A 19,006-nucleotide genomic window follows, 5' to 3' on the forward strand; every position below is an offset into this window, starting at 1 on the left:
AGCACGAGCTGGCGGTGCAGCGTGCCCGCCGAGCGCAGGGCGACGTCGATTTCCGCGGTGTCGCCCACCCGCACGGCTATGGCCCGCCCCCGGGATACGGGCCGCCGTCCCCCTGGCAATACGGTCCGCCGCAACTGGTTCCGGGAGCGGTCAAACCCGGCATCATCCCGCTGCGACCGCTGACGCTCGGCGACATCTTCAACGGCGCGGTCGGCTACGTCCGCGCCAATCCGAAGGCGGCTTTGGGCTTGACCGCCATCGTGGTGGTGTTCATCCAAATCGTCACGAAGGCCGCCGTTTTCGGACCGTTGGCGGCCTACGGCAGGTTGACGACCGACCACGCCAAGGAGCTGACCACCGGGGTCGTGGGCGCGTGGCTGACGTCGATGGGCGCCGGCGTGGTCGTCGCCTGGCTGGGCGGCATGCTGTTGTCCGGAATGCTCACCGTCATCGTCGGGCGGGCGGTGTTCGGGTCGCCGATCACCATCGGAGAGACGTGGGCCAAGATCCGGGGGCGCCTGGTGCCGTTGTTCGGTCTCGCGGTGCTCGAAGGCGCGGTGATGGCGGTTGTCGCCGGCCTGGCGGCGGTGATCGTCGCGGTGCTGGCGGCTATCGGCAACCCCGCGGTGGCGGTCGTGCTGGGCCTGCCGCTCGCGCTGGCCGTGATCGCGTTGCTGGTGTACCTGTACACGGTGGTGTTGTTTGCACCCGTGCTGATCGTGCTGGAGCGGCTGCCGGTTCTCGACGCCATCACCCGATCGTTCGCGCTGGTCCGCGGCGGATTCTGGCGAGTGCTGGGCATCCGGCTACTGACGCTCGTGGTGACGTCCGTCGTCGGGGGCGCGGTCGCCGTGCCGTTCAACATCGTCAGCCAGTTCTTTGTGATCACCTCGTCCACCGCGGCTTTCCTCATCAGCACCGTGGTCGCGTCGGTGGGCGCGGCGATCGGCGAGATCATCACCGCGCCCTTCAACGCGGGCGTCATCGCGCTGCTCTACACCGATCGCCGGATGCGCGCCGAGGCCTTCGATCTGGTCCTGCAGACCGGCGCCGCCGGCGGACCGTACGTGGCCGGCTCCACCGACAACCTCTGGCTGACGCGGCCGGCCTGAGGACGAGTGCAACCGTGCCCTCCATCGACATCGACCGCGATGCCGCGCACCAGGCCGCCCAGGACGAGCTCAACAAGCCGATCTACTCCAAGGGATCGGCCGAGCAACAGCTAGCCGAATGGCTGAACGAGACGATCTATCGGCTGCTGCAGAAGACGGCCTCGCTGCCGGGTGGATGGCTCACGGCGACGGTGCTTTTCATCATGCTGGGGATCGCGCTGGCGGTCGCCATCCACATCGCGCGGCGCACCATGCGCACCAAGCGTGGCGGCGACTACCAGTTGTTCGAAGCCGCGCAGCTCACCGCGGCCCAGCATCGTGCGACCGCCGAAAGCTATGCGGCGCAAGGTGAGTGGGCCGCGGCGATTCGTCATCGACTGCGGGCCGTCGCCCGCCAGCTCGAGGAGACCGGCGTGCTGAACCCGGCGCCCGGGCGTACCGCCAACGAACTGGCCTCCGACGCCGGCGCCGCGCTGCCCCACCTTGCCGGCGAATTATCGCAGGCTGCAACGGCTTTCAATGACGTCACCTACGGCGAACAACCCGGAACCCAGGCCGCGTACCAGATGATCGCCGACCTCGACGACCACCTGCGGTCCCGCTCGGCGGCCGTACCCGCGGGACCGGCGCAGCCCGCCGCCTCCGACTCGTGGGCGCAGGTGCGGTGATGGCGACAATCCAACGTCCCGAAGCCACCAGCCCGACGCCGATGCAGCGCTGGCGGTCCTGGCGCTGGGTCATCGTCACCCTGATCGTGCTCGCCGTCATCGCCGGCGTCGACGCCTACCTCACCGCGCCGCGACCCGGCGCTCGCATGGATCCGGCATCGACGAGTCCCGACGGCACCCATGCGCTGGTGGCACTCCTGCGCGGCGGCGGCGTCGACGTCGTCGTCGCCGACGGCATCGCCGACGTGGAACGGGCGGCGCGGCCGGACGCGCTGATCCTGGTGGCGCAAAGCCAATACCTGACCGCCCCGCTGCTGGACCGGCTGGCGAAGGCGCCCGGCGATCTGCTGCTGGTGGAGCCGACGGCGCGCACCCGCGAGGCATTCCTGCCCGGCCTGCGCGTCTCGGCGGCCGGCGCGTTCGACACCGATCCCGACTGCACACTGCGCGAGGCCACCCGGGCCGGCCCGGTGCGATTCGGGCCCAGCGACACCTACCGCGCCACCGACGGCCGGCCGATGACCCGCTGCTACGACGGTGCGTTGATTCGCTTCCGGGACGGCGGGCGGACGATCACGGCGGTGGGCAGCACCGATTTCCTGACCAACGGCGCCCTGCTGCAGGCGGGTAACGCCGCGCTGGCGATGAACCTGGCGGGCGCCCGGCCCCGGTTGATCTGGTACGCGCCCCACCGGGTCGAGGGCGAATCACCGCCGCCCGGTTCGATTGGCGACCTGATCCCGCAGAACGTGACCTGGATCGTCTGGCAGCTCTGCCTGGTTGTGCTGCTGGTCGCCCTGTGGCGGGGCCGGCGGCCCGGCCCGCTGGTCGCCGAGGAGCTGCCCGTCGTGGTGCGCGCTTCGGAGACCGTCGAGGGCCGCGGCCGGCTGTACCGTTCCCGCCGGGCGCGCGACCGCGCCGCCGCGGCGCTGCGCACCGCCACGCTGCAGCGGCTGGTGCCCCGGCTGGGTCTGAGCATCGGGGCGCCCCCGCCGGCGGTGGCGGCCGCGGTGGCCGGACGCAGCGGGGCCGACCCGGCATTCGTCTCCTACCAGCTGTTCGGGCCGCCCCCGGCGACCGACCACGACCTGCTACAACTTGCCCGTGCGCTCGACGACATCGAAAGGCAGGTCACACGGACGTGACGCAACCATCTACCGCCTCGACCCCCACCGCTGAATCGGCGCGAGATGCGCTGCTGGCGTTGCGCACCGAGCTCGCCAAGGCCGTCGTCGGACAGGAGGGGGTGGTCAGCGGCCTGGTGATCGCGCTGCTGTGCCGCGGTCACGTGCTGCTGGAAGGCGTTCCGGGAGTGGCGAAGACGCTGCTGGTGCGCGCGCTGGCGGCCGCGCTGCAACTGGAGTTCAAGCGGGTGCAGTTCACCCCCGACCTGATGCCCGGCGACGTGACGGGCTCGCTGGTGTACGACGCACGCACCGCCGCATTCGAGTTCCGGCCCGGCCCGGTGTTCACCAATCTGCTGCTGGCCGACGAGATCAACCGGACCCCGCCGAAAACCCAGGCCGCGCTGCTCGAGGCGATGGAGGAGCGCCAGGTCAGCGTGGAAGGCGTCGCCCAGCCGCTGCCCGATCCGTTCATCGTCGCCGCGACCCAGAACCCGGTCGAATACGAGGGCACTTACCAGCTGCCCGAAGCCCAGCTGGATCGATTCCTGCTCAAGCTGAATGTGACTCTGCCGCCGCGCGATTCGGAGATCGCCATCCTCGCCCGGCACGCGCACGGCTTCGACCCCCGCGACCTGTCGGCGATCAAACCGGTGGCCGGGGCCGCCGAATTGGCGGCCGGGCGCGACGCCGTGCGACACGTGCTGGTCGCCGACGAGGTCCTTGGATACATCGTCGACACCGTCGGGGCCACCCGCTCCTCGCCCGCGCTGCAGCTGGGCGTATCGCCGCGCGGGGCCACCGCACTACTGGCCACGGCGCGTTCCTGGGCCTGGCTGTCCGGCCGCAACTACGTCACCCCCGACGACGTGAAGGCCATGGCACGCCCGACGCTGCGGCACCGGGTGATGCTGCGCCCGGAGGCCGAGCTCGAAGGGGCCACACCCGACGGCGTGCTCGACGGCATTTTGGCCTCGGTTCCGGTGCCCCGCTAGTGGTCCTGACCGGACGCACCGGGCTGGTCGCGCTGATTTGCGTCCTGCCCATCGCGCTGTCGCCTTGGCCGGCAGACACTTTCGTCGCGCTGGCGGTCACGCTGGCGATCGTGGTGGCCGTGGACATCGGGCTGGCGGCCAGCACCCGCAGGTTGCGCTACATCCGTTCCCCGGATCGCTCCGCCCGGCTCGCGCAGCAGGTGGACGTCGGGTTGCTGATCCACAACGACGGCCGGCGGCGGTTCCGCGGCCAGGTTCGCGACGCGTGGCCGCCCAGCGCCGGCGCGCGACCGCGCATCCATCCCGTGAACATCCCCGCCGGGCAGCATCAGCACATTCAGTCCCAGCTGCGGCCGGTCCGCCGCGGCGAGCAACGGGCCGCGGTGGTCACCGCCCGGTCCATCGGGCCGCTGGGACTGGCGGGACGGCAAGGGTCGCAGGCGGTTCCGGGCCTGCTGCGGGTGCTGCCGCCGTTCCTGTCCCGCAAGCACCTGCCGGCCCGGCTGGCCAAGCTCCGCGAGATCGACGGGCTGCTGCCCACGCTGATCCGCGGCCAGGGAACCGAATTCGATTCGCTGCGTGAATATGTCGTCGGTGACGACGTGCGGTCGATCGACTGGCGCGCCACCGCGCGTCGCGCCGACGTCGTCGTCCGCACCTGGCGCCCCGAACGCGACCGGCGGGTGGTGATCGTGCTCGACACCGGGCGCACCTCGGCGGGCCGGGTGGGTGTCGACCCGACGGCCGCCGATCCCGCGGGGTGGCCCCGGCTGGACTGGTCCATGGACGCCGCGCTGCTGCTGGCGGCGCTCGCGTCGCGGGCCGGCGATCACGTCGACTTCCTCGCGCACGACCGGGTCAGCCGCGCCGGCGTCTTCGGGGCGTCGCGCACCGAACTGCTCGCCCACCTGGTCGAGGCGATGGCCCCCCTGCAACCCGCGCTGCTCGAACCCGATTGGACCGCAATGGTTTCCGCCATTGCGCGGCGGGCACGCCGGCGATCACTGGTGGTGCTGCTGACCGACCTCAACGCGACGGCGCTCGACGAGGGCTTGCTGCCGGTGCTGCCCCAGTTGTCGGCCAAACACCACCTGATGGTGGCCGCGGTCGCCGACCCGCGAGTCGACCAACTGGCCGCCGGGCGTTCCGACCCGGCCGCCGTCTACGACGCGGCGGCCGCCGAGCGATCGCGTAACGACCGCCGCGCGATCGCCACCCGCCTGCGCCGCAGCGGGGTGGAGGTCGTCGATGCCCCGCCCACCGACCTTGCCCCCGCCCTGGCCGACCACTACCTGGCGATGAAGGCCACCGGTCGGCTGTAGCTCAGCTGGTGGGGATCACGTCGGGCGCGTCCTCGATGTCGCCGGTCTCCCCGGCCTTCGCCGCGCGGCGACCGAAATACCCGATGTAGGCCAAAAACGCCGCCTCGGCGATGATCCCGATGCCGACCCGGACGAAAGTCGGCAGCGGCGACGGCGTCACCAACGCCTCGATCAACCCCGAGACCAACAACACGCCCACCAGACCGATCGCGACCGACACGACGGCGCGCCCCTGTTCGGCGAGCACTTGCCCGCGGGGCCGGTCGCCGGGCGAGATCACCGACCACCCCAGCCGCATCCCCGCCGCCCCCGCCAGGAACACCGCCGTCAGCTCCAGCAGCCCGTGCGGAATCAGCAACCCGAGCAGCACACCGCCCTTGCCGGCCTGAAACATCAGCCCGGAGATCAGGCCTAGGTTGGCCGCGTTCTGGAACAGCACGATCGGGATCGGCAGTCCCAGCAGAACGGACAACGCGATGCACTGCGCGGCGACCCAGGAGTTGTTCACCCAGATTTGCAGGGCGAACGCCGCGGCGGGATGCTCGCTGTAGTAGGAGGCGACGTCGTGGTTGACCAATTGCTCGATGTCGCTTGGGGTTCCGGCGGCCGACTGCACCTCGGGATTGCCTGCCACCCAGAACGCCATCACGATCACCACGGCGAAGAACGCCACCGCGGTGCCCAGCCACCACCGCCACGACCGGTAGGCGACCACCGGGAACGACACCGTCCAGAACCGGGCGAACGTACCGCTCAACGGCGCGTGGGCGCCGGTCACCACGGAACGGGCGCGCGCGACGAGGCTCGAGAGTCGACCGATCAACAGCGAGTCCGACGAGGCCGAGCGCAGCATCGACAGGTGGGTGGACACCCGTTGGTACAGCTCGACGAGCTCGTCGACTTCGGCGCCGGTCAGCGAGCGACGCCTCGCGACCAGCCGGTCGAGGCGGTCCCACGTACCGCGATGGGCCAGCACGAATGCGTCGACGTCCACCCTGCGCAGCCTAATCGCCCTGTACCGTTCGGTGTTATGTCGGAGGTGGTGACCGGCGACGCCGTCGTGCTCGACGTGCAGATCGCCCAGTTGCCGGTGCGGGCCGTGAGCGCACTGATCGATATCGCCGTGATCGTCGTGTGCTATCTGCTCGGGCTGATGTTGTGGGCCGCCACACTGACCGAGTTCGACACCGCGCTGAGCACCGCCATCCTGCTCATCTTCACCGTCGTGGTGATCGTCGGCTATCCGGTGGTGCTCGAAACGGCAACGCGCGGACGCTCGGTGGGCAAGATCGCGATGGGTCTGCGCGTGGTGTCCGACGACGGCGGGCCAGAACGCTTCCGGCAGGCCCTGTTTCGCGCCCTCGCGGCGGTGGTGGAGATCTGGATGCTGTTCGGGAGCCCCGCCGTCATCTGCAGCATCCTGTCACCGAAGGCCAAGCGGGTCGGCGACATCTTCGCGGGCACCGTCGTCGTGAACGAGCGCGGCCCCCGGCTTGGCCCGCCGCCGGTGATGCCGCCCTCGCTGGCCTGGTGGGCCTCGTCGTTGCAGCTTTCCGGCCTGTCCCCCGGCCAGGCCGAGGTGGCACGGCAATTCCTCTCGCGGGCAACGCAACTCGATCCGCAGTTACGGCTGCAGATGGCTTACCGCATCGCCGGTGACGTGGTGTCCCGCATCGCCCCGCCACCCCCTCCCGGCGCGCCGCCGGAGCTGGTGCTCGCCGCCGTGCTCGCCGAACGGCACCGCCGCGAACTGGCGAGGCTTCGCCCGGCCACGCCGCCGGCAGGCGCCCCGCCGTGGCCGGCCTGGCCCGCGCCACCACGGCAGGCGGTCCCGTGGCCGGACCCGGGTGCACCCCAGCAAGGTCCGCCGCATCCTGAGCCGGGCGGGTTCGCGCCGCCCGGTTAACCGGAGACGCTGGCCGCCATGAGGGCGACGTCGGCGATCAACAGCGCCCAACCGCACAGCGGAACGGCGATGCCGCCGCGGCGCTTCGCGGTGAACAGGGAGATGACGATCACGACGACCGCGACGGCGGGCGCGCCGTAGAACGCGACCCCGAAATCGATCCCGCCGTGGCCCAGGTTGGGGCAACTGCGGTCGCTGCAGCCGTCGGTACTCATCACCGCCCCGAGCGCGAACAGCATGACGATGGCGGCGGCGGGCACCGTGGCCAGCGCCAACCCCCAGTTCACCCACGGCCACACGTTGCGCCCGCCTCCGCTGCCACCCTGCCCCGGGCCTGCCGCGGTCGAGGTCCCGCCACCCACCGTCAGGTTGGAGTTATCAGCGTTCATCCCAGAGGTCCTACCCGTCGCCCGGCGAGTGCAAACCGGGCCCGGGCATCCGATCCGCGTGCCCGCCGGCACCCAAAACCGGAGGTCGCGGGCCCTACCGGCGGCGGCTGAGCACCGCCTGCCAAATGCCCCGTTGCATCGCGATACTTTCCGATATATCGTGATACCTCGAAGCGCACGGTGCGCTTCCCAAACAGACGTAAGGAAACAGAGATGAACAACCCATTCACCCCCACCGGCGTTCCGTTCGCCGGCCGCCCCGCTTTCGGCTTCGGCCCCGACACGCAACGGCGTGCCCTGCACGGCGCAAGGCGACGCGCTCGCCAGGAGTTCTTCGAACACCTCCGCGAGCATGGGCCCGGCCACGACGGCCCGGGCTTCGGGCCCGGCTTCGGCCCGGGGTTCGGCGCCGGCTTCGGACCTGGATTCGGACCCGGCTTCGGTCCGGGTTTCGGCTTCGGGCCGGGCGGCCGACGTGGCGGATGGCGCCGCGGCGGCCCGGGTCGCGGCAAGCGCGGCGACGTCCGCGCGGCCATCCTGGCGCTGCTGGCCGAGCGCCCCATGCACGGCTACGAGATGATCCAGCAAATCGCCGAACGCAGCAACGGGCTCTGGAAGCCCAGCCCCGGTTCGGTCTATCCGACGCTGCAGCTGTTGACCGACGAGGGCCTGATCACGGCCAGCGAAAGCGAAGGCAGCAAGAAGCTCTTCGAGCTGACCGACGAGGGCCGCGCGGCGGCCGAAAAGGTCGAGACCCCGCCGTGGGACGAGATCACCGAAGGCGCCGACCCGGGTCACATGAACCTGCGGGCGGCCATCGGCCAGCTGTTCGGCGCGGTCGCGCAATCCGCGCACACCGCAACCGCCGAGCAACAGCAGCGCATCGTCGAAATCCTCAACAACGCGCGGCGTGAGGTCTACGGCATCCTCGGCGAAGACTGAGCGCTGACAGGCACAGCGGACCCTGGATCAGGTCACGTCGACCCAGTCCAGGGTCCGCTGCACCGCCTTGCGCCAACCCGCGTACCCGGCGGCGCGCTGCTCGTCGGTCCAGGCCGGCGTCCAGCGCTTGTCCTCGTGCCAGTTGGCCCGCAGGTCGGACGGATCGGCCCAAAACCCCACCGCCAAACCCGCCGCGTAGGCCGCGCCCAGCGCGGTCGTCTCGGCGACCACCGGACGCACCACGTCGACGCCGAGCACATCGGCCTGGATCTGCATGCACAGGTCGTTGCCGGTGACGCCGCCGTCGACCTTCAACACCTCAAGGCGCACACCGGAATCCGCCGCCATCGCGTCCACCACGTCGCGGCTCTGGTAGCAGATCGCCTCCAGCGTCGCGCGGGCCAGGTGCGCGTTGGTGTTGAACCGCGAGAGCCCGACGATCGCGCCGCGGGCATCCGATCGCCAATAGGGCGCGAACAGCCCGGAAAACGCCGGGACGAAATACACTCCGCCGTTGTCGGCGACCTGGCGCGCCAGCGACTCGCTTTGCGCCGCGCCGCTGATGATGCCCAACTGGTCACGCAGCCACTGCACCGCAGCGCCCGTGACCGCGATCGAACCCTCAAGGGCGTAAACGGGTTTCGCGTCACCGAACTGGTAGCAGACGGTGGTCAGCAGGCCGTTCTTCGACCGAACGATCGTCTCGCCGGTATTGAGCAGCAGGAAGTTCCCGGTGCCGTAGGTGTTCTTCGCCTCGCCCTCCGACAGGCACACCTGGCCCACCATCGCCGCGTGCTGGTCGCCGAGGACCCCCGTGACCGGCACCTCGCCGCCGACCGGCCCCGCCTGCGCGGAGACGCCGTACGGTTGTGGCGACGACGACGGTGCGATCGCCGGCAGCATCGCCCGCGGGATGCCAAAGAACGACAACAGCTCGTCGTCCCAGTCGAGCGTCTCCAGATCCATCAGCATGGTCCGGCTGGCATTGGTCACATCGGTGACGTGCACGCCGCCGCGCGGGCCTCCGGTCAGGTGCCACAACACCCAGGTGTCCGGCGTGCCGAACAGGGCGTCACCGCTCTCGGCCGCCTCGCGCACCCCGTCGACGTTCTCCAGGATCCACTGCAGTTTGCCGCCGGAGAAATACGTCGCAGGCGGCAGGCCCGCCTTGCGGCGGATCACCTCGCCGCGGCCGTCTCGTTCCAGCGCCGACGCGATGCGGTCGGTGCGGGTGTCCTGCCAGACGATCGCGTTGTAGTAGGGCCGCCCGGTGCGCCGATTCCACACCAGTGTGGTTTCCCGCTGATTCGTTATGCCAAGCGCGGCAAGGTTTTTGGCGGTCAAGTTGGCACGGTTCAGCACCGACATCAGGACCGACGACGTACGCTCCCAGATTTCGACCGGGTCATGCTCGACCCAGCCGGCGCGGGGCAGGATTTGTTCGTGCTCGAGTTGATGGCGAGCCACTTCGGCACCGTCATGATCGAAGATCATGCAGCGAGTGCTGGTGGTTCCCTGGTCGATGGCGGCTACGAACTCAGCGGACTCGGACACGTCAGGAGTCCATCATGCCCGGGTGAACTCGACAAGCTCACCGGGTAGCTTGCGTTACCGCCGGTAACCCTGTTCCATCGGCGGTGTGGGCGAAGAGGTCAAGCGCACCACGTACACCAGCGCACATCGGCGGGAATACGGGCGCAAGCTCCAGGTGTGCCTGGACGTGTTCGAGGCGATGCTGGAACAGTCGCGCTTTGACTCGGCCAAGCCGCTGACCGGCATGGAGATCGAGTGCAACCTCGTCGACGCCGACTACCAGCCGGCGATGTCCAACCGCGACGTGCTGGACGCCATCGGGGATCCGGCGTTCCAGCCGGAATTGGGCGCCTACAACATCGAATTCAACGTGCCGCCGCATGCCCTGCCCGGACGCATCGCGCTCGACCTGGAAGGCGAGGTGCGGGCAAGTCTGAACGACGCCGAGATCAAGGCCGGCGCGGGCGGCGCGCACATCGTGATGATCGGGATCCTGCCCACGCTGATGCCCGAGCATCTGACCACCGGGTGGATGAGCGACTCGAGGCGGTACGCGGCGCTCAATGACTCGATCTTCACCGCCCGCGGCGAGGACATCCCGATCAACATCTCCGGTCCCGAGCCGCTGAACTGGCAGGCCGTGTCGATTGCGCCCGAATCCGCTTGCACCAGCATCCAATTGCACCTGCAGGTGGCGCCGGAAACGTTCGCCGCCAACTGGAATGCCGCCCAGGTGGTGGCCGGCCCGCAGCTGGCGCTGGGCGCCAACTCGCCGTACTTCTTCGGCCACCAGTTGTGGGCCGAGACCCGCATCGAGCTGTTCACCCAGTCCACCGACACCAGGCCCGAGAAGCTCAAGTCCCAGGGCGTTCGGCCGCGGGTGTGGTTCGGCGAAGGGTGGATCAGCTCGGTGCTCGACCTGTACCAAGAGAACATCCGCTACTTCCCGTCCCTGCTTCCCGAGGTCTCCGACGAGGATCCGGCCGCCGAGCTGGCCGCCGGGCGCGCACCGCAACTCTCCGAGCTGCGGCTGCACAGCGGCACGGTGTACCGGTGGAACCGGCCGGTCTATGACGTCGTCGACGGGCGCCCGCACCTGCGGCTGGAGAACCGGGTGCTGCCGGCCGGGCCGACCGTCGTGGACATGGTGGCCAATTCGGCGTTCTTCTACGGCGTGCTGCGCAGCCTCTCCGAGGACGAACAGCCCCTGTGGTCCCGCATGGACTTCGCTGCGGCACAGGGGAATTTCCTCGAGGCGGCGCGCCGCGGCATCGACGCCCGGCTGCATTGGCCGGGTCTGGGTGAGGTGGCGGCGACCGCGCTGGTGCTGGATACGTTGCTGCCGATCGCCGACGAGGGACTGCGCCGGTGGGGGATGGACGCCGAGGTGCGGGACCGGTTCCTCGGCGTCATCGAGGGCCGCGCCAGGTCGGGCCGCAACGGCGCCAGCTGGCAGGTCTCCACCGTGCGCGCTCTGGAAGACGGCGGGATGACCCGGCCGGCCGCGCTGGCCGAGATGCTGCGCCGGTACTGCGACCACATGCACGCCAACGAGCCGGTGCACACCTGGGAGTCTTGACCGCGGGTACGTTGAAAACCATGACGGGCGATCACGTTATGGACTGGGACAGCGCATACCGCGAACAGGCGCACTTCGAGGGTCCGCCGCCGTGGAACATCGGTGAGCCGCAACCCGAACTGGCCGCATTGGCCGCGGCCGGGAAATTCCGCAGCGACGTGCTCGACGCCGGCTGTGGGTTCGCCGAACTTTCGTTGGCGTTGGCAGCCCAGGGCCACACGGTTGTCGGTGTCGACCTCACGCCGACCGCCGTCGCGGCGGCCACCAAGGCGGCCCAGGAGCGCGGGGTGACCACGGCCAGCTTCGTGCAGGCCGACATCACCTCGTTCGGTGGTTATGACGGCCGGTTCTCCACCGTCGTCGACTCCACGCTGTTTCACTCGCTGCCGGTCGAGGGCCGCGACGGCTACCTGAGCTCCGTCCACCGCGCGGCCGCGCCGGGCGCCAACCTGTTCGTGCTGGTGTTCGCCAAGGGCGCCTTCCCCGCCGAGATGGAACCGAAGCCCAACGAGGTCGACGAGGACGAACTGCGCGCCGCGGTGAGCAAGTACTGGGTAGTCGACGAGATCCGGCCGGCCTTCATCCTGTCCAACGTCGTCGAAATCCCCAACGCGCCCTTCGAATTTCCACCGCACGACCGCGATGAGAAGGGCCGGATGAAGATGCCGGCCTACCTGCTGACGGCGCACAAGGTGGGCTGAGGCTCGTCAGACGTCACCGCCGCCGCGGCGACCACGCGGGTTCACGAAGTACAGGCTGCTACGCCAGTTGGCGGACGGAGCGGCTGCTGAGCGGGGCGATCGCTGCCACCACGAAGCCGATTCCCGCGTAGAGCGCAACGCTGGCCGGCCCCAACCACGCCGCGGCAGGTCCGACGAGTAGTTGTCCGACGGGCACGCATGTGTACGACAGCAGATCGTTGTATGCGGAAATGCGCGACAGCTCGTGCCGGGGCACGTGTTGATGCACGCAGGTATCCCACGCTATCGACGGCGCGGAGAAGCCCAGCCCGGAAATGAACGCCGCCAGCATGAACCACGGAGTCGGCAGGTCGAGGCCCAAGCCCAGCAACCCGGACGCGCCCAAGGCCGCGATGAGCTGGCCGGTGCCCAAAAACCGTTGAGGGGCATGGCGATACAGCAGCACCCCCATTGCGAGGGCGCCGATAGCGCGCGCACTCAAAGCCATACCCCAAACGGGTGCACTCGTCGACGCCGTGGTGATCTCGGGACCCAACACCTGCCACGTTCCGGTCCCGATCAGGTTGATGACCGCGAAGGAGCAGCTGGTCGACCAAAGCCATCGCGTTGACCGAAATGTGTGCCAACCGCGGCGGATATCGGTCAACACTCCGCTTCCCGCGGGGCGCGCGGGTGCGGAGATCCGGGGCAGCCCAGCCAAGATCGCGGCGGCGACCAGGAAACTGGCGGCGTCGACGGCCACGGCGATCCCGCCGCCGCCCGCAGCGACGAGCACGCCGGAGATGGCCGGCCCAAGAACCTTCGTGAGGTTCTTTACGGTGGCCAGTGCGGCGTTGGCCCGCGGCAGTTGCGAGGTTTCGGCCAGTTCCGGCACGATGCCTCGCAGCGCGGGCGACGCGAAGGCCTCCAGTGCGCCGTTGGCGAATTGCAGGCAAGCCACCAGTGGCAGTTGGTAGTTGCCGCTCAGCAACACGGCGGCAACGGCACCTTGGGTGAGGCCTGCTCCCAGATTCGTCCCTATCAGAAGGGTGCGGCGCGGCCAGCGGTCACCGAATACACCGCCCACCAACAGCAAACTCAGCTGCGCGGTGACCTGAGCGGCCAACACCACCCCAAGGTCGCTCAGACGATGCGACGCCTGCAGCACCGCCAGGCTCAGCGCGACCGGTGTCATCGCACTACCGGCCAGCGAGACCGCCCTGCCCAACAAGAAGCGACCGAACGGTGTGTGGGCTGTCCTTCGTGCCGGCGAGAGTGCCATAGGAGAGACAGCATGGGCAGCGGCACGGTAGCGTCGCCATCTCTACGATAAATGGCGCAAGGATATGACACTTCTCAAGCTCAGCCCCCATGCACTGGCGCACTGCCGGTTCGCCATCTCGCCGCTGGCCGAGACGGTGGGCGTGCTGATCACCTTGCAGCGCCGATGCGCCGACGCCGCCTTGGCCCGCTGGTACGCCGAACATCAGCCGGCCTATCGCCGCTGGCTGGGCGCAAATCCCATGGCTAACGCGTTACTGCCGCTGATCGCCACTACCAAGCGGCTTCCCGACATCGTGGCGTTGCCGCCTGAGCACGGCGTCCACACCCGGCTGGCCGACGAACTCGGTGCGATGACCGCCTTCAGCGACGACCAGATCCGCGCGGGTGTGCGTGCCGCTGCGGCTGCGAGTTGGAAGCCCCATCAACTCGACTGGCTCCGCCGCGAGAACCTCGCGGTCCGCATTGCGGAGGTGTTCGAGCAGGGCTGGCGGCAATTCGTCGAGCCGGACTGGCCGCGTCGTCGGGCCGTTCTCGAACGCGACATCATGTACCGCGCGGGGCTACTGTCCGCTTACGGGTGGAAGCATACCGTCGAGACGATGAAGCAGCGCTCAATCTGGGTTGGCGACAACGCAATTCGTTTCAGCAGTCAGCACTGGCCGGACCGCACTATCGACGAGGGGCTGATCTTCGTCCCACGGACCACAACCGGGGGCTGGTGGACGTGTGAACAGCCCCCGCGCTACGCCCTGGTCTACTGCGCCCACGGGCCACACGCCGAGCCGGCCACCCCCGGCGCCGATCGCACCGACGCCCTCTCGACCCTCCTCGGGCCTGGTCGGTCCCGCATCGCCAGGCAACTGCAAACCCCTGCCACCAGCACCCAACTCGCACGCACCCTCGGCCTATCCCTGGGCACCGTGAGCAGCCACCTCGCCGTATTGCGCGATGCCGGAACGATCGTCGGAACCAGAGTCGGACGCAACGTCATCTACCGGCTCACCGAGCGAGGACACCGGCTTCTGGACCTCCTCGAGGAGAACTGACCGGGCAAGCCCGTGATCCCGGCGCACAAGGTGGGCTGAGGCTCAACCCGACGTCGCCGCCGTCGCGGCGATCAGCGCCTCGGCGAAGGTCTGCAGATCCTCAGCGGTGGTGTCGACGTGCGGCGAGATCCGCAGCACCGGACCGGCCAGTCGCAGCGGCGCCCGCTGTACGCCGACGAAGGTGGTCAGGATCCGCCGCTCGGCGAGCAGCCACGCCCGCACCGCTTGCGGATCCGCGCCGTCGACCGGGGCCAGGGTGGTGATGGCGCTGGGCTCCTCGACCTCCTCGACCACCGCCCAGCCGGCCACGTCGGCCAGCGCCCGGCGGCTGGTGGCGCCCAGCTCGGCCAGCCGTTCACGCACGGCGGGTGGCCCGTACGCCAAGTGCTCTCCCAAGGCCAGTGAAAAGCCAACGCGCGCGGCTATATTGGCTTCGCCGAATTCGAGTTGCTGGGCAACCGAGAACGAGCCCGCGAGCCAGTCCGGCGGCGCCAGCCGCGGGCGCAAGCCCTCCATCAGCTCGCGTCGCACCGCGAGCGCCCCGACGCCGCGCGGCCCCGCGATCCACTTGCGCGACGACGCATAGGTCACGTCGGCGCCGACCGCGCAATCCACGTGGCCCAGCGCCTGGGCGGCGTCGACGACGAGCGGCAGCCCCAGCTCGCGGCAGAGCTGCGCGATCATCGACAGCGGTTGCACCACGCCGCTGTGGCTGCCGACCGCGGTGAGGTGGACCAGATCGGGCGGGTCGGCCTCGAGTGCCAGCGCCGCGTCGTCGAGCGCGACGCGGCCATCCTCGAGGGTCGGCAGCAGCTGGCGATCGAAGCCGTGGGCAGCGAAGAGCGCCAGGTTGGGGCCGTATTCGCCGGGCAGGCACGCCACGGTGCGCCGGTCGGCCGGCCAGCCGCCGAGCAGCAGATCGAGCGCGTTCAGGGAGCCGGTGGTGAACACCACCTCGGCGTCGGGCATGCCGGCCAGCGCGGCGAACGCAACCCGCCCGGCGTCCAGCGCGGGCGCGGCGGCCTCGGCCGCGACGTAGCCGCCGATTTCGGACTCGTTGCGCGCGTGCAGGGCGGCGGCCTCGATCACCGCGAGACTCTGCCGCGAACACGCCGCGCTGTCCAGGTGCAGCCCGGCCACGGGCGGGCGGATCGCCCGCCAGCGGTCCGCAAGCGAACCCGCGGCCGTCACTTCACGGCCAACGACAACCCGAAATCACCCGCGGCGTCCGTCCAGAACCGGGTGCGGCGCAGTCCCACGCTGGCCAATTCGGCGCGCACCCCGTCCGGGCGGAACTTGCACGACACCTCGGTGAGCATCTCCTCGTCGGCCGCGAAATCGACGGTGAGATCTAGCGCGTCGACGCGGACCCGCTGCGGGCGGCTGGCGCGCAACCACATTTCGATGCGTTCCTCCTCGGCGTTCCAGCGCGCCACGTGTTGGAACGCCTCGACGTCGAAATCGGCGTCGAGTTGCCGGTTGATCACCGCCAGCACATTGCGATTGAACGCCGCCGTCACCCCGGCCGAGTCGTCATAGGCGCGCACCAGCCGACCGGTGTCCTTAATCAGGTCCGTGCCGAGCAGCAGGCTGTCGCCCGGGCGCATTTGGGCGGACAGGCTCGACAGGAACGCCGTGCGCGGTCCGGGTGTCAGGTTGCCGATCGTCGACCCCAGGAAAACGAACAGGCGTCGCCCGCCGGCTGGGATCTCGGTCAGGTGTTCCTCGAAATCGCCGCAGACCGCATTGATTTCGACGCCGGCGTATTCCTGCTGGATCGCCGCCGCGGCCGTCGACAGTATGCCGGCGTCGACATCGAACGGTACGAATCTGCGCAGCGATCCGCGTTCGCGCAGCGCGTCGAGCAGCAGCCGGGTCTTCTCCGACGTCCCACTGCCCAACTCCACCAGGGTGTCGGCCTCGCTGGCCGCCGCGACTTCGGCCGACCGCGCGCGCAGGATCTCGGCCTCCGCGCGGGTCGGATAGTATTCGGGCAACCGGGTGATCTGATCGAACAGGTGACTGCCCAGCGAATCGTAGAACCACTTGGGCGGCAACGACTTCGGCGTCTGCTGCAGGCCGTCGAACACATCTCGGCGCAACGCTTGATCCGCGGAGTCGGCGGCCAGGTGGTTGGACAGTGTCAGCGTCATCGATAACCTTCCGAGTGATCCAGTGGGGTCAGCGCGACGCCCGCCGCGGTGACCTCGACGAGGTGGCGGTCCGGCACGTCCTCCCAGCCGGGGTCGTTGTCGTATGGCTCGCTGGCCAGAACAATCCCGTCCGCACGCCGCAGGATGGACAACGTGTCACCCCAGGTGGTCGCCAACAGGCGAGAACCGTTGGCTGCCAATATGTTCAGTCGGGCGTCGGGGTCAGCCGCCGCGACCTCGGTGATGGTCTCGCCGAGCGCGGCGAGGCCGCGCTCGAAGATGACAGCGGCGAGCAATGCACTGTCACAGACGGATTCGGCCCGCGAGCTGAGGGGCAACACGGCACGGTCAACGACGCCGTTGTGCGACAACATCCACTGGCCGTCGGTGAACGGCGCCGTCGCGCTGACATCGATCGGCATGCCGACCGTCGCCGAGCGCACCGCGGCAACCACGCAGCGGCTGCGCAGCGCCGGTGCGACGGAGTCGAACGACGTGTCACCCCACAGCGGCGCACTGCTACGCCAGCGGCGGGGCACTTGCCCTTCGGGGGAATCATCGAAAAACCCGACGCCCCAACCGTCGGCGTTGAGCAGGCCGTGCTTCTGCCGGCGCGGCGCATACGACTGCACCCGCAGGCCGTGCAGCGGGTCCAGCACCAGCGAGGACACGGTGACGTCGGCCCCGAGCCAGCCGAGGTGACGGCACATCAGGTGAAATCCTCGACGTCCCAAGCCAACCGGACGCCGGAGAAGATCTGGCGCCGGATCGGGTGGTCCCAGTTGCGGAAGCTCGGCCGCAGGATAGCGGGCGCCACGGCCCACGAGCCGCCGCGCAGCACCCGGTAGTCGCCGTCGAAGAACGGCTGCGAGTAGCGCTCGTAGATCATCGGAACGAATCCGGGCCAGGGCCGCAGCGGCGAAGTGGTCCACTCCCACACGTCGCCGAGCATCTGTTCCGCCCCATACGCCGAGGCGCCGGCCGGGTAGGCCCCTACGGGTGCCGGACGCAACGAGGTTCCGCCCAGGTTGGCGAGGTCGTCGGAGGGCGGCTGCGCTCCCCACGGGTAGCGACGGCGGCTGTCGGTAGCCGGATCCCATGCGCAGGCCTTCTCCCATTCCACCTCGGTGGGCAGCCGCGCACCGGCCCAGGCCGCATAGGCCTCGGCCTCGAAGTAGGAGACGTGCTGCACCGGCTCGTCGGCGGGGATGTCTTCGACGTGGCCGAACCGGGTGCGTGTTCGTGCGTCGGGGCTCCAGAACTGTGGCGCGGTCAGGCCCGCGCGCCGGCGATGCTCCCAACCACGCTCGGACCACCAGCGCGGCTGCAGGTAACCGCCGTCTTCGATGAAGTGCCGCCATTCGCCGTTCGTGACCGGCACCCGGCCGATGCGGAACGCGGGCAGCTCGACGATGTGGGCGGGCCGCTCGTTGTCGAGCGAATAGGGTTCACTCGCGGCGTCCACGCCCAGCACGAACGGGCCGGCGGGCACCAGAACGGAGGTGCCGGCCAGCCCCGGCCGGCCGGCCGGCAGCGCCGCATGGTCGCGCAGCAGCGGAGCCCCGGTGCGCAGGTTGAGCGCCTGCAGCATGGTTTCGTCGTGTTGGTTTTCGTGGCTGATCACCAACGCGAACGCGAAGTCGTCACTGTCCTCCGGCAGGGCGTCGAGGGCGTCGAGGGCGGCGGACCGCACTGTGCGGCAATACGCCCGCGCACGGTCCGGCGACAGCAGCGGCAGCTCGACGCGGCTGGCGCGGGAGTGCACGAAGGCGTCGTAGAGGCCCTCGACCGCCGGCGGCAGCATGCCGGGCCGGGCGGGGTCACCGCCGCGCAACAGCCAGAACTCCTCTTGCTGACCGATGTGCGCCAGGTCCCACACCAGCGGGCTCATCAGGGGGTCGTACTGCCGGTACAGCTCGGCGTCGTCGAACTCGACCAGCCGCAACGTCCGCGTCCGCGCCCGCGCCAAATCGTCGGCGAGACTTGCCCGGCATGACGATCCCAAGCGCGGCGCAAGCGGGCGCAGCGGGTCGGAATCATTGGCGGAAGTCACAGCCCCCCTTGCGGGCGGCGCGCCGCCTCGGCGACCGTGGCCGCGATGCCCTGTCGGATCACCTGGTCGGAGAAGTCGTCGCCGGGACATCGGCCCCGCTCGACGGCGTCGACCAGCCGCTGCATCGAATCGCCGAGTTCGGGCGGCGCCAGCTGAGCGGCGACGGCCACGCACTTGTTGGCCGCGGCGTACAGCCGCCGGTCACGTAGTCCCGCCTGAG

Annotated in this window: 18 protein-coding genes and 1 pseudogene; 10 read left to right on the plus strand and 9 right to left on the minus strand. The window is 69.8% G+C overall.

Going from position 1 to position 19,006, the window contains the following annotated elements:
- Positions 1-8: 8 nt before the first annotated feature.
- Genes A5711_RS18155 through A5711_RS18175 form a run of 5 tightly spaced genes read left to right on the plus strand, consistent with a single transcriptional unit; the run spans position 9 to position 5,221 of the window.
- A complete protein-coding gene (locus A5711_RS18155; protein WP_067948945.1) occupies positions 9-1,112 on the plus strand; it encodes a hypothetical protein in 1,104 nt (367 codons plus the stop codon).
- Between the two features lie 14 nt (positions 1,113-1,126).
- A complete protein-coding gene (locus tag A5711_RS18160) occupies positions 1,127-1,780 on the plus strand; it encodes a DUF4129 domain-containing protein (protein ID WP_067948916.1) in 654 nt (217 codons plus the stop codon).
- The gene (locus tag A5711_RS18165) at positions 1,780-2,925 is read left to right on the plus strand and encodes a DUF4350 domain-containing protein (RefSeq protein ID WP_067948947.1); all 1,146 of its coding nucleotides are present in this window, start codon (positions 1,780-1,782) and stop codon (positions 2,923-2,925) included. The genes A5711_RS18160 and A5711_RS18165 overlap by 1 nt, the downstream gene beginning before the upstream one ends.
- Positions 2,922-3,899 carry a MoxR family ATPase gene (locus tag A5711_RS18170; RefSeq protein WP_067948918.1) on the plus strand — a complete coding sequence of 326 codons (978 nt, stop codon included), beginning with the start codon at positions 2,922-2,924 and terminating at the stop codon, positions 3,897-3,899. Before A5711_RS18165 ends, A5711_RS18170 begins: the two co-directional genes overlap by 4 nt.
- Positions 3,899-5,221 (plus strand): DUF58 domain-containing protein, encoded by a 1,323-nt coding sequence (locus A5711_RS18175; protein WP_067948920.1) that lies wholly within the window; start codon positions 3,899-3,901, stop codon positions 5,219-5,221. The genes A5711_RS18170 and A5711_RS18175 overlap by 1 nt, the downstream gene beginning before the upstream one ends.
- 1 nt (position 5,222) lies before the next feature.
- Here the strand turns inward: A5711_RS18175 and A5711_RS18180 are convergent, their stop codons facing one another.
- A complete protein-coding gene (locus A5711_RS18180; protein ID WP_067948922.1) occupies positions 5,223-6,215 on the minus strand; it encodes a stage II sporulation protein M in 993 nt (330 codons plus the stop codon).
- A 36-nt stretch (positions 6,216-6,251) separates the two neighbouring features.
- Between A5711_RS18180 and A5711_RS18185 the strand changes: the two genes are divergently transcribed.
- Complete coding sequence (locus A5711_RS18185) at positions 6,252-7,127, plus strand: RDD family protein (RefSeq protein WP_067948924.1); 876 nt, start codon at positions 6,252-6,254, stop codon at positions 7,125-7,127.
- Here A5711_RS18185 and A5711_RS18190 read toward each other — a convergent pair.
- Positions 7,124-7,516: a hypothetical protein gene (locus tag A5711_RS18190; protein ID WP_067948926.1), complete on the minus strand. Its 393-nt coding sequence runs from the start codon at positions 7,514-7,516 to the stop codon at positions 7,124-7,126. The two genes, A5711_RS18185 and A5711_RS18190, sit on opposite strands and share 4 nt — an antisense overlap.
- Positions 7,517-7,729: 213 nt before the next feature.
- On the opposite strand from A5711_RS18190, the gene A5711_RS18195 reads away from it, so the two are divergent.
- A complete protein-coding gene (locus tag A5711_RS18195; RefSeq protein WP_067948928.1) occupies positions 7,730-8,458 on the plus strand; it encodes a PadR family transcriptional regulator in 729 nt (242 codons plus the stop codon).
- A 27-nt stretch (positions 8,459-8,485) separates the two neighbouring features.
- Here A5711_RS18195 and glpK read toward each other — a convergent pair whose 3' ends face one another.
- Positions 8,486-10,012 carry a glycerol kinase GlpK gene (glpK, locus tag A5711_RS18200; RefSeq protein ID WP_067948930.1) on the minus strand — a complete coding sequence of 509 codons (1,527 nt, stop codon included), beginning with the start codon at positions 10,010-10,012 and terminating at the stop codon, positions 8,486-8,488.
- A gap of 85 nt (positions 10,013-10,097) precedes the next feature.
- Between glpK and A5711_RS18205 the strand changes: the two genes are divergently transcribed.
- Positions 10,098-11,570: a glutamate--cysteine ligase gene (locus A5711_RS18205; protein WP_067948932.1), complete on the plus strand. Its 1,473-nt coding sequence runs from the start codon at positions 10,098-10,100 to the stop codon at positions 11,568-11,570.
- 20 nt (positions 11,571-11,590) lie between these two features.
- Positions 11,591-12,271, plus strand: a complete 681-nt coding sequence (locus A5711_RS18210; protein WP_067948934.1) for a class I SAM-dependent methyltransferase — start codon at positions 11,591-11,593, stop codon at positions 12,269-12,271.
- 58 nt (positions 12,272-12,329) lie between these two features.
- Here the strand turns inward: A5711_RS18210 and A5711_RS18215 are convergent, their stop codons facing one another.
- The gene (locus tag A5711_RS18215) at positions 12,330-13,532 is read right to left on the minus strand and encodes an MFS transporter (RefSeq protein ID WP_067948936.1); all 1,203 of its coding nucleotides are present in this window, start codon (positions 13,530-13,532) and stop codon (positions 12,330-12,332) included.
- Between the two features lie 64 nt (positions 13,533-13,596).
- Between A5711_RS18215 and A5711_RS18220 the strand changes: the two genes are divergently transcribed.
- On the plus strand, positions 13,597-14,580 hold the full coding sequence (locus A5711_RS18220; RefSeq protein WP_067948938.1) for a helix-turn-helix transcriptional regulator: 984 nt from the start codon (positions 13,597-13,599) through the stop codon (positions 14,578-14,580).
- Positions 14,581-14,622: 42 nt separating this feature from the next.
- Here A5711_RS18220 and egtE read toward each other — a convergent pair whose 3' ends face one another.
- The 5 genes and pseudogenes from egtE to A5711_RS27315 form a co-directional block, all read right to left on the minus strand.
- Entirely contained in the window at positions 14,623-15,771 is a 1,149-nt protein-coding gene (gene egtE, locus A5711_RS18225) for an ergothioneine biosynthesis PLP-dependent enzyme EgtE (RefSeq protein WP_067948940.1), read from the minus strand.
- Positions 15,768-16,733 (minus strand): L-histidine N(alpha)-methyltransferase, encoded by a 966-nt coding sequence (egtD, locus tag A5711_RS18230; RefSeq protein ID WP_067948941.1) that lies wholly within the window; start codon positions 16,731-16,733, stop codon positions 15,768-15,770. The genes egtE and egtD overlap by 4 nt, the downstream gene beginning before the upstream one ends.
- Positions 16,730-17,443 (minus strand): ergothioneine biosynthesis protein EgtC, encoded by a 714-nt coding sequence (egtC, locus tag A5711_RS18235; RefSeq protein WP_067948943.1) that lies wholly within the window; start codon positions 17,441-17,443, stop codon positions 16,730-16,732. Before egtC ends, egtD begins: the two co-directional genes overlap by 4 nt.
- On the minus strand, positions 17,443-18,738 hold the full coding sequence (egtB, locus tag A5711_RS18240; RefSeq protein ID WP_067948949.1) for an ergothioneine biosynthesis protein EgtB: 1,296 nt from the start codon (positions 18,736-18,738) through the stop codon (positions 17,443-17,445). Before egtB ends, egtC begins: the two co-directional genes overlap by 1 nt.
- Positions 18,739-18,782: 44 nt before the next feature.
- Positions 18,783-19,006, minus strand: a pseudogene (locus A5711_RS27315) (ergothioneine biosynthesis glutamate--cysteine ligase EgtA); the annotation flags it as partial.

Origin of the sequence: Mycobacterium sp. E2238 (assembly GCF_001672665.1) — a bacterium.
Lineage (GTDB): Bacteria > Actinomycetota > Actinomycetes > Mycobacteriales > Mycobacteriaceae > Mycobacterium.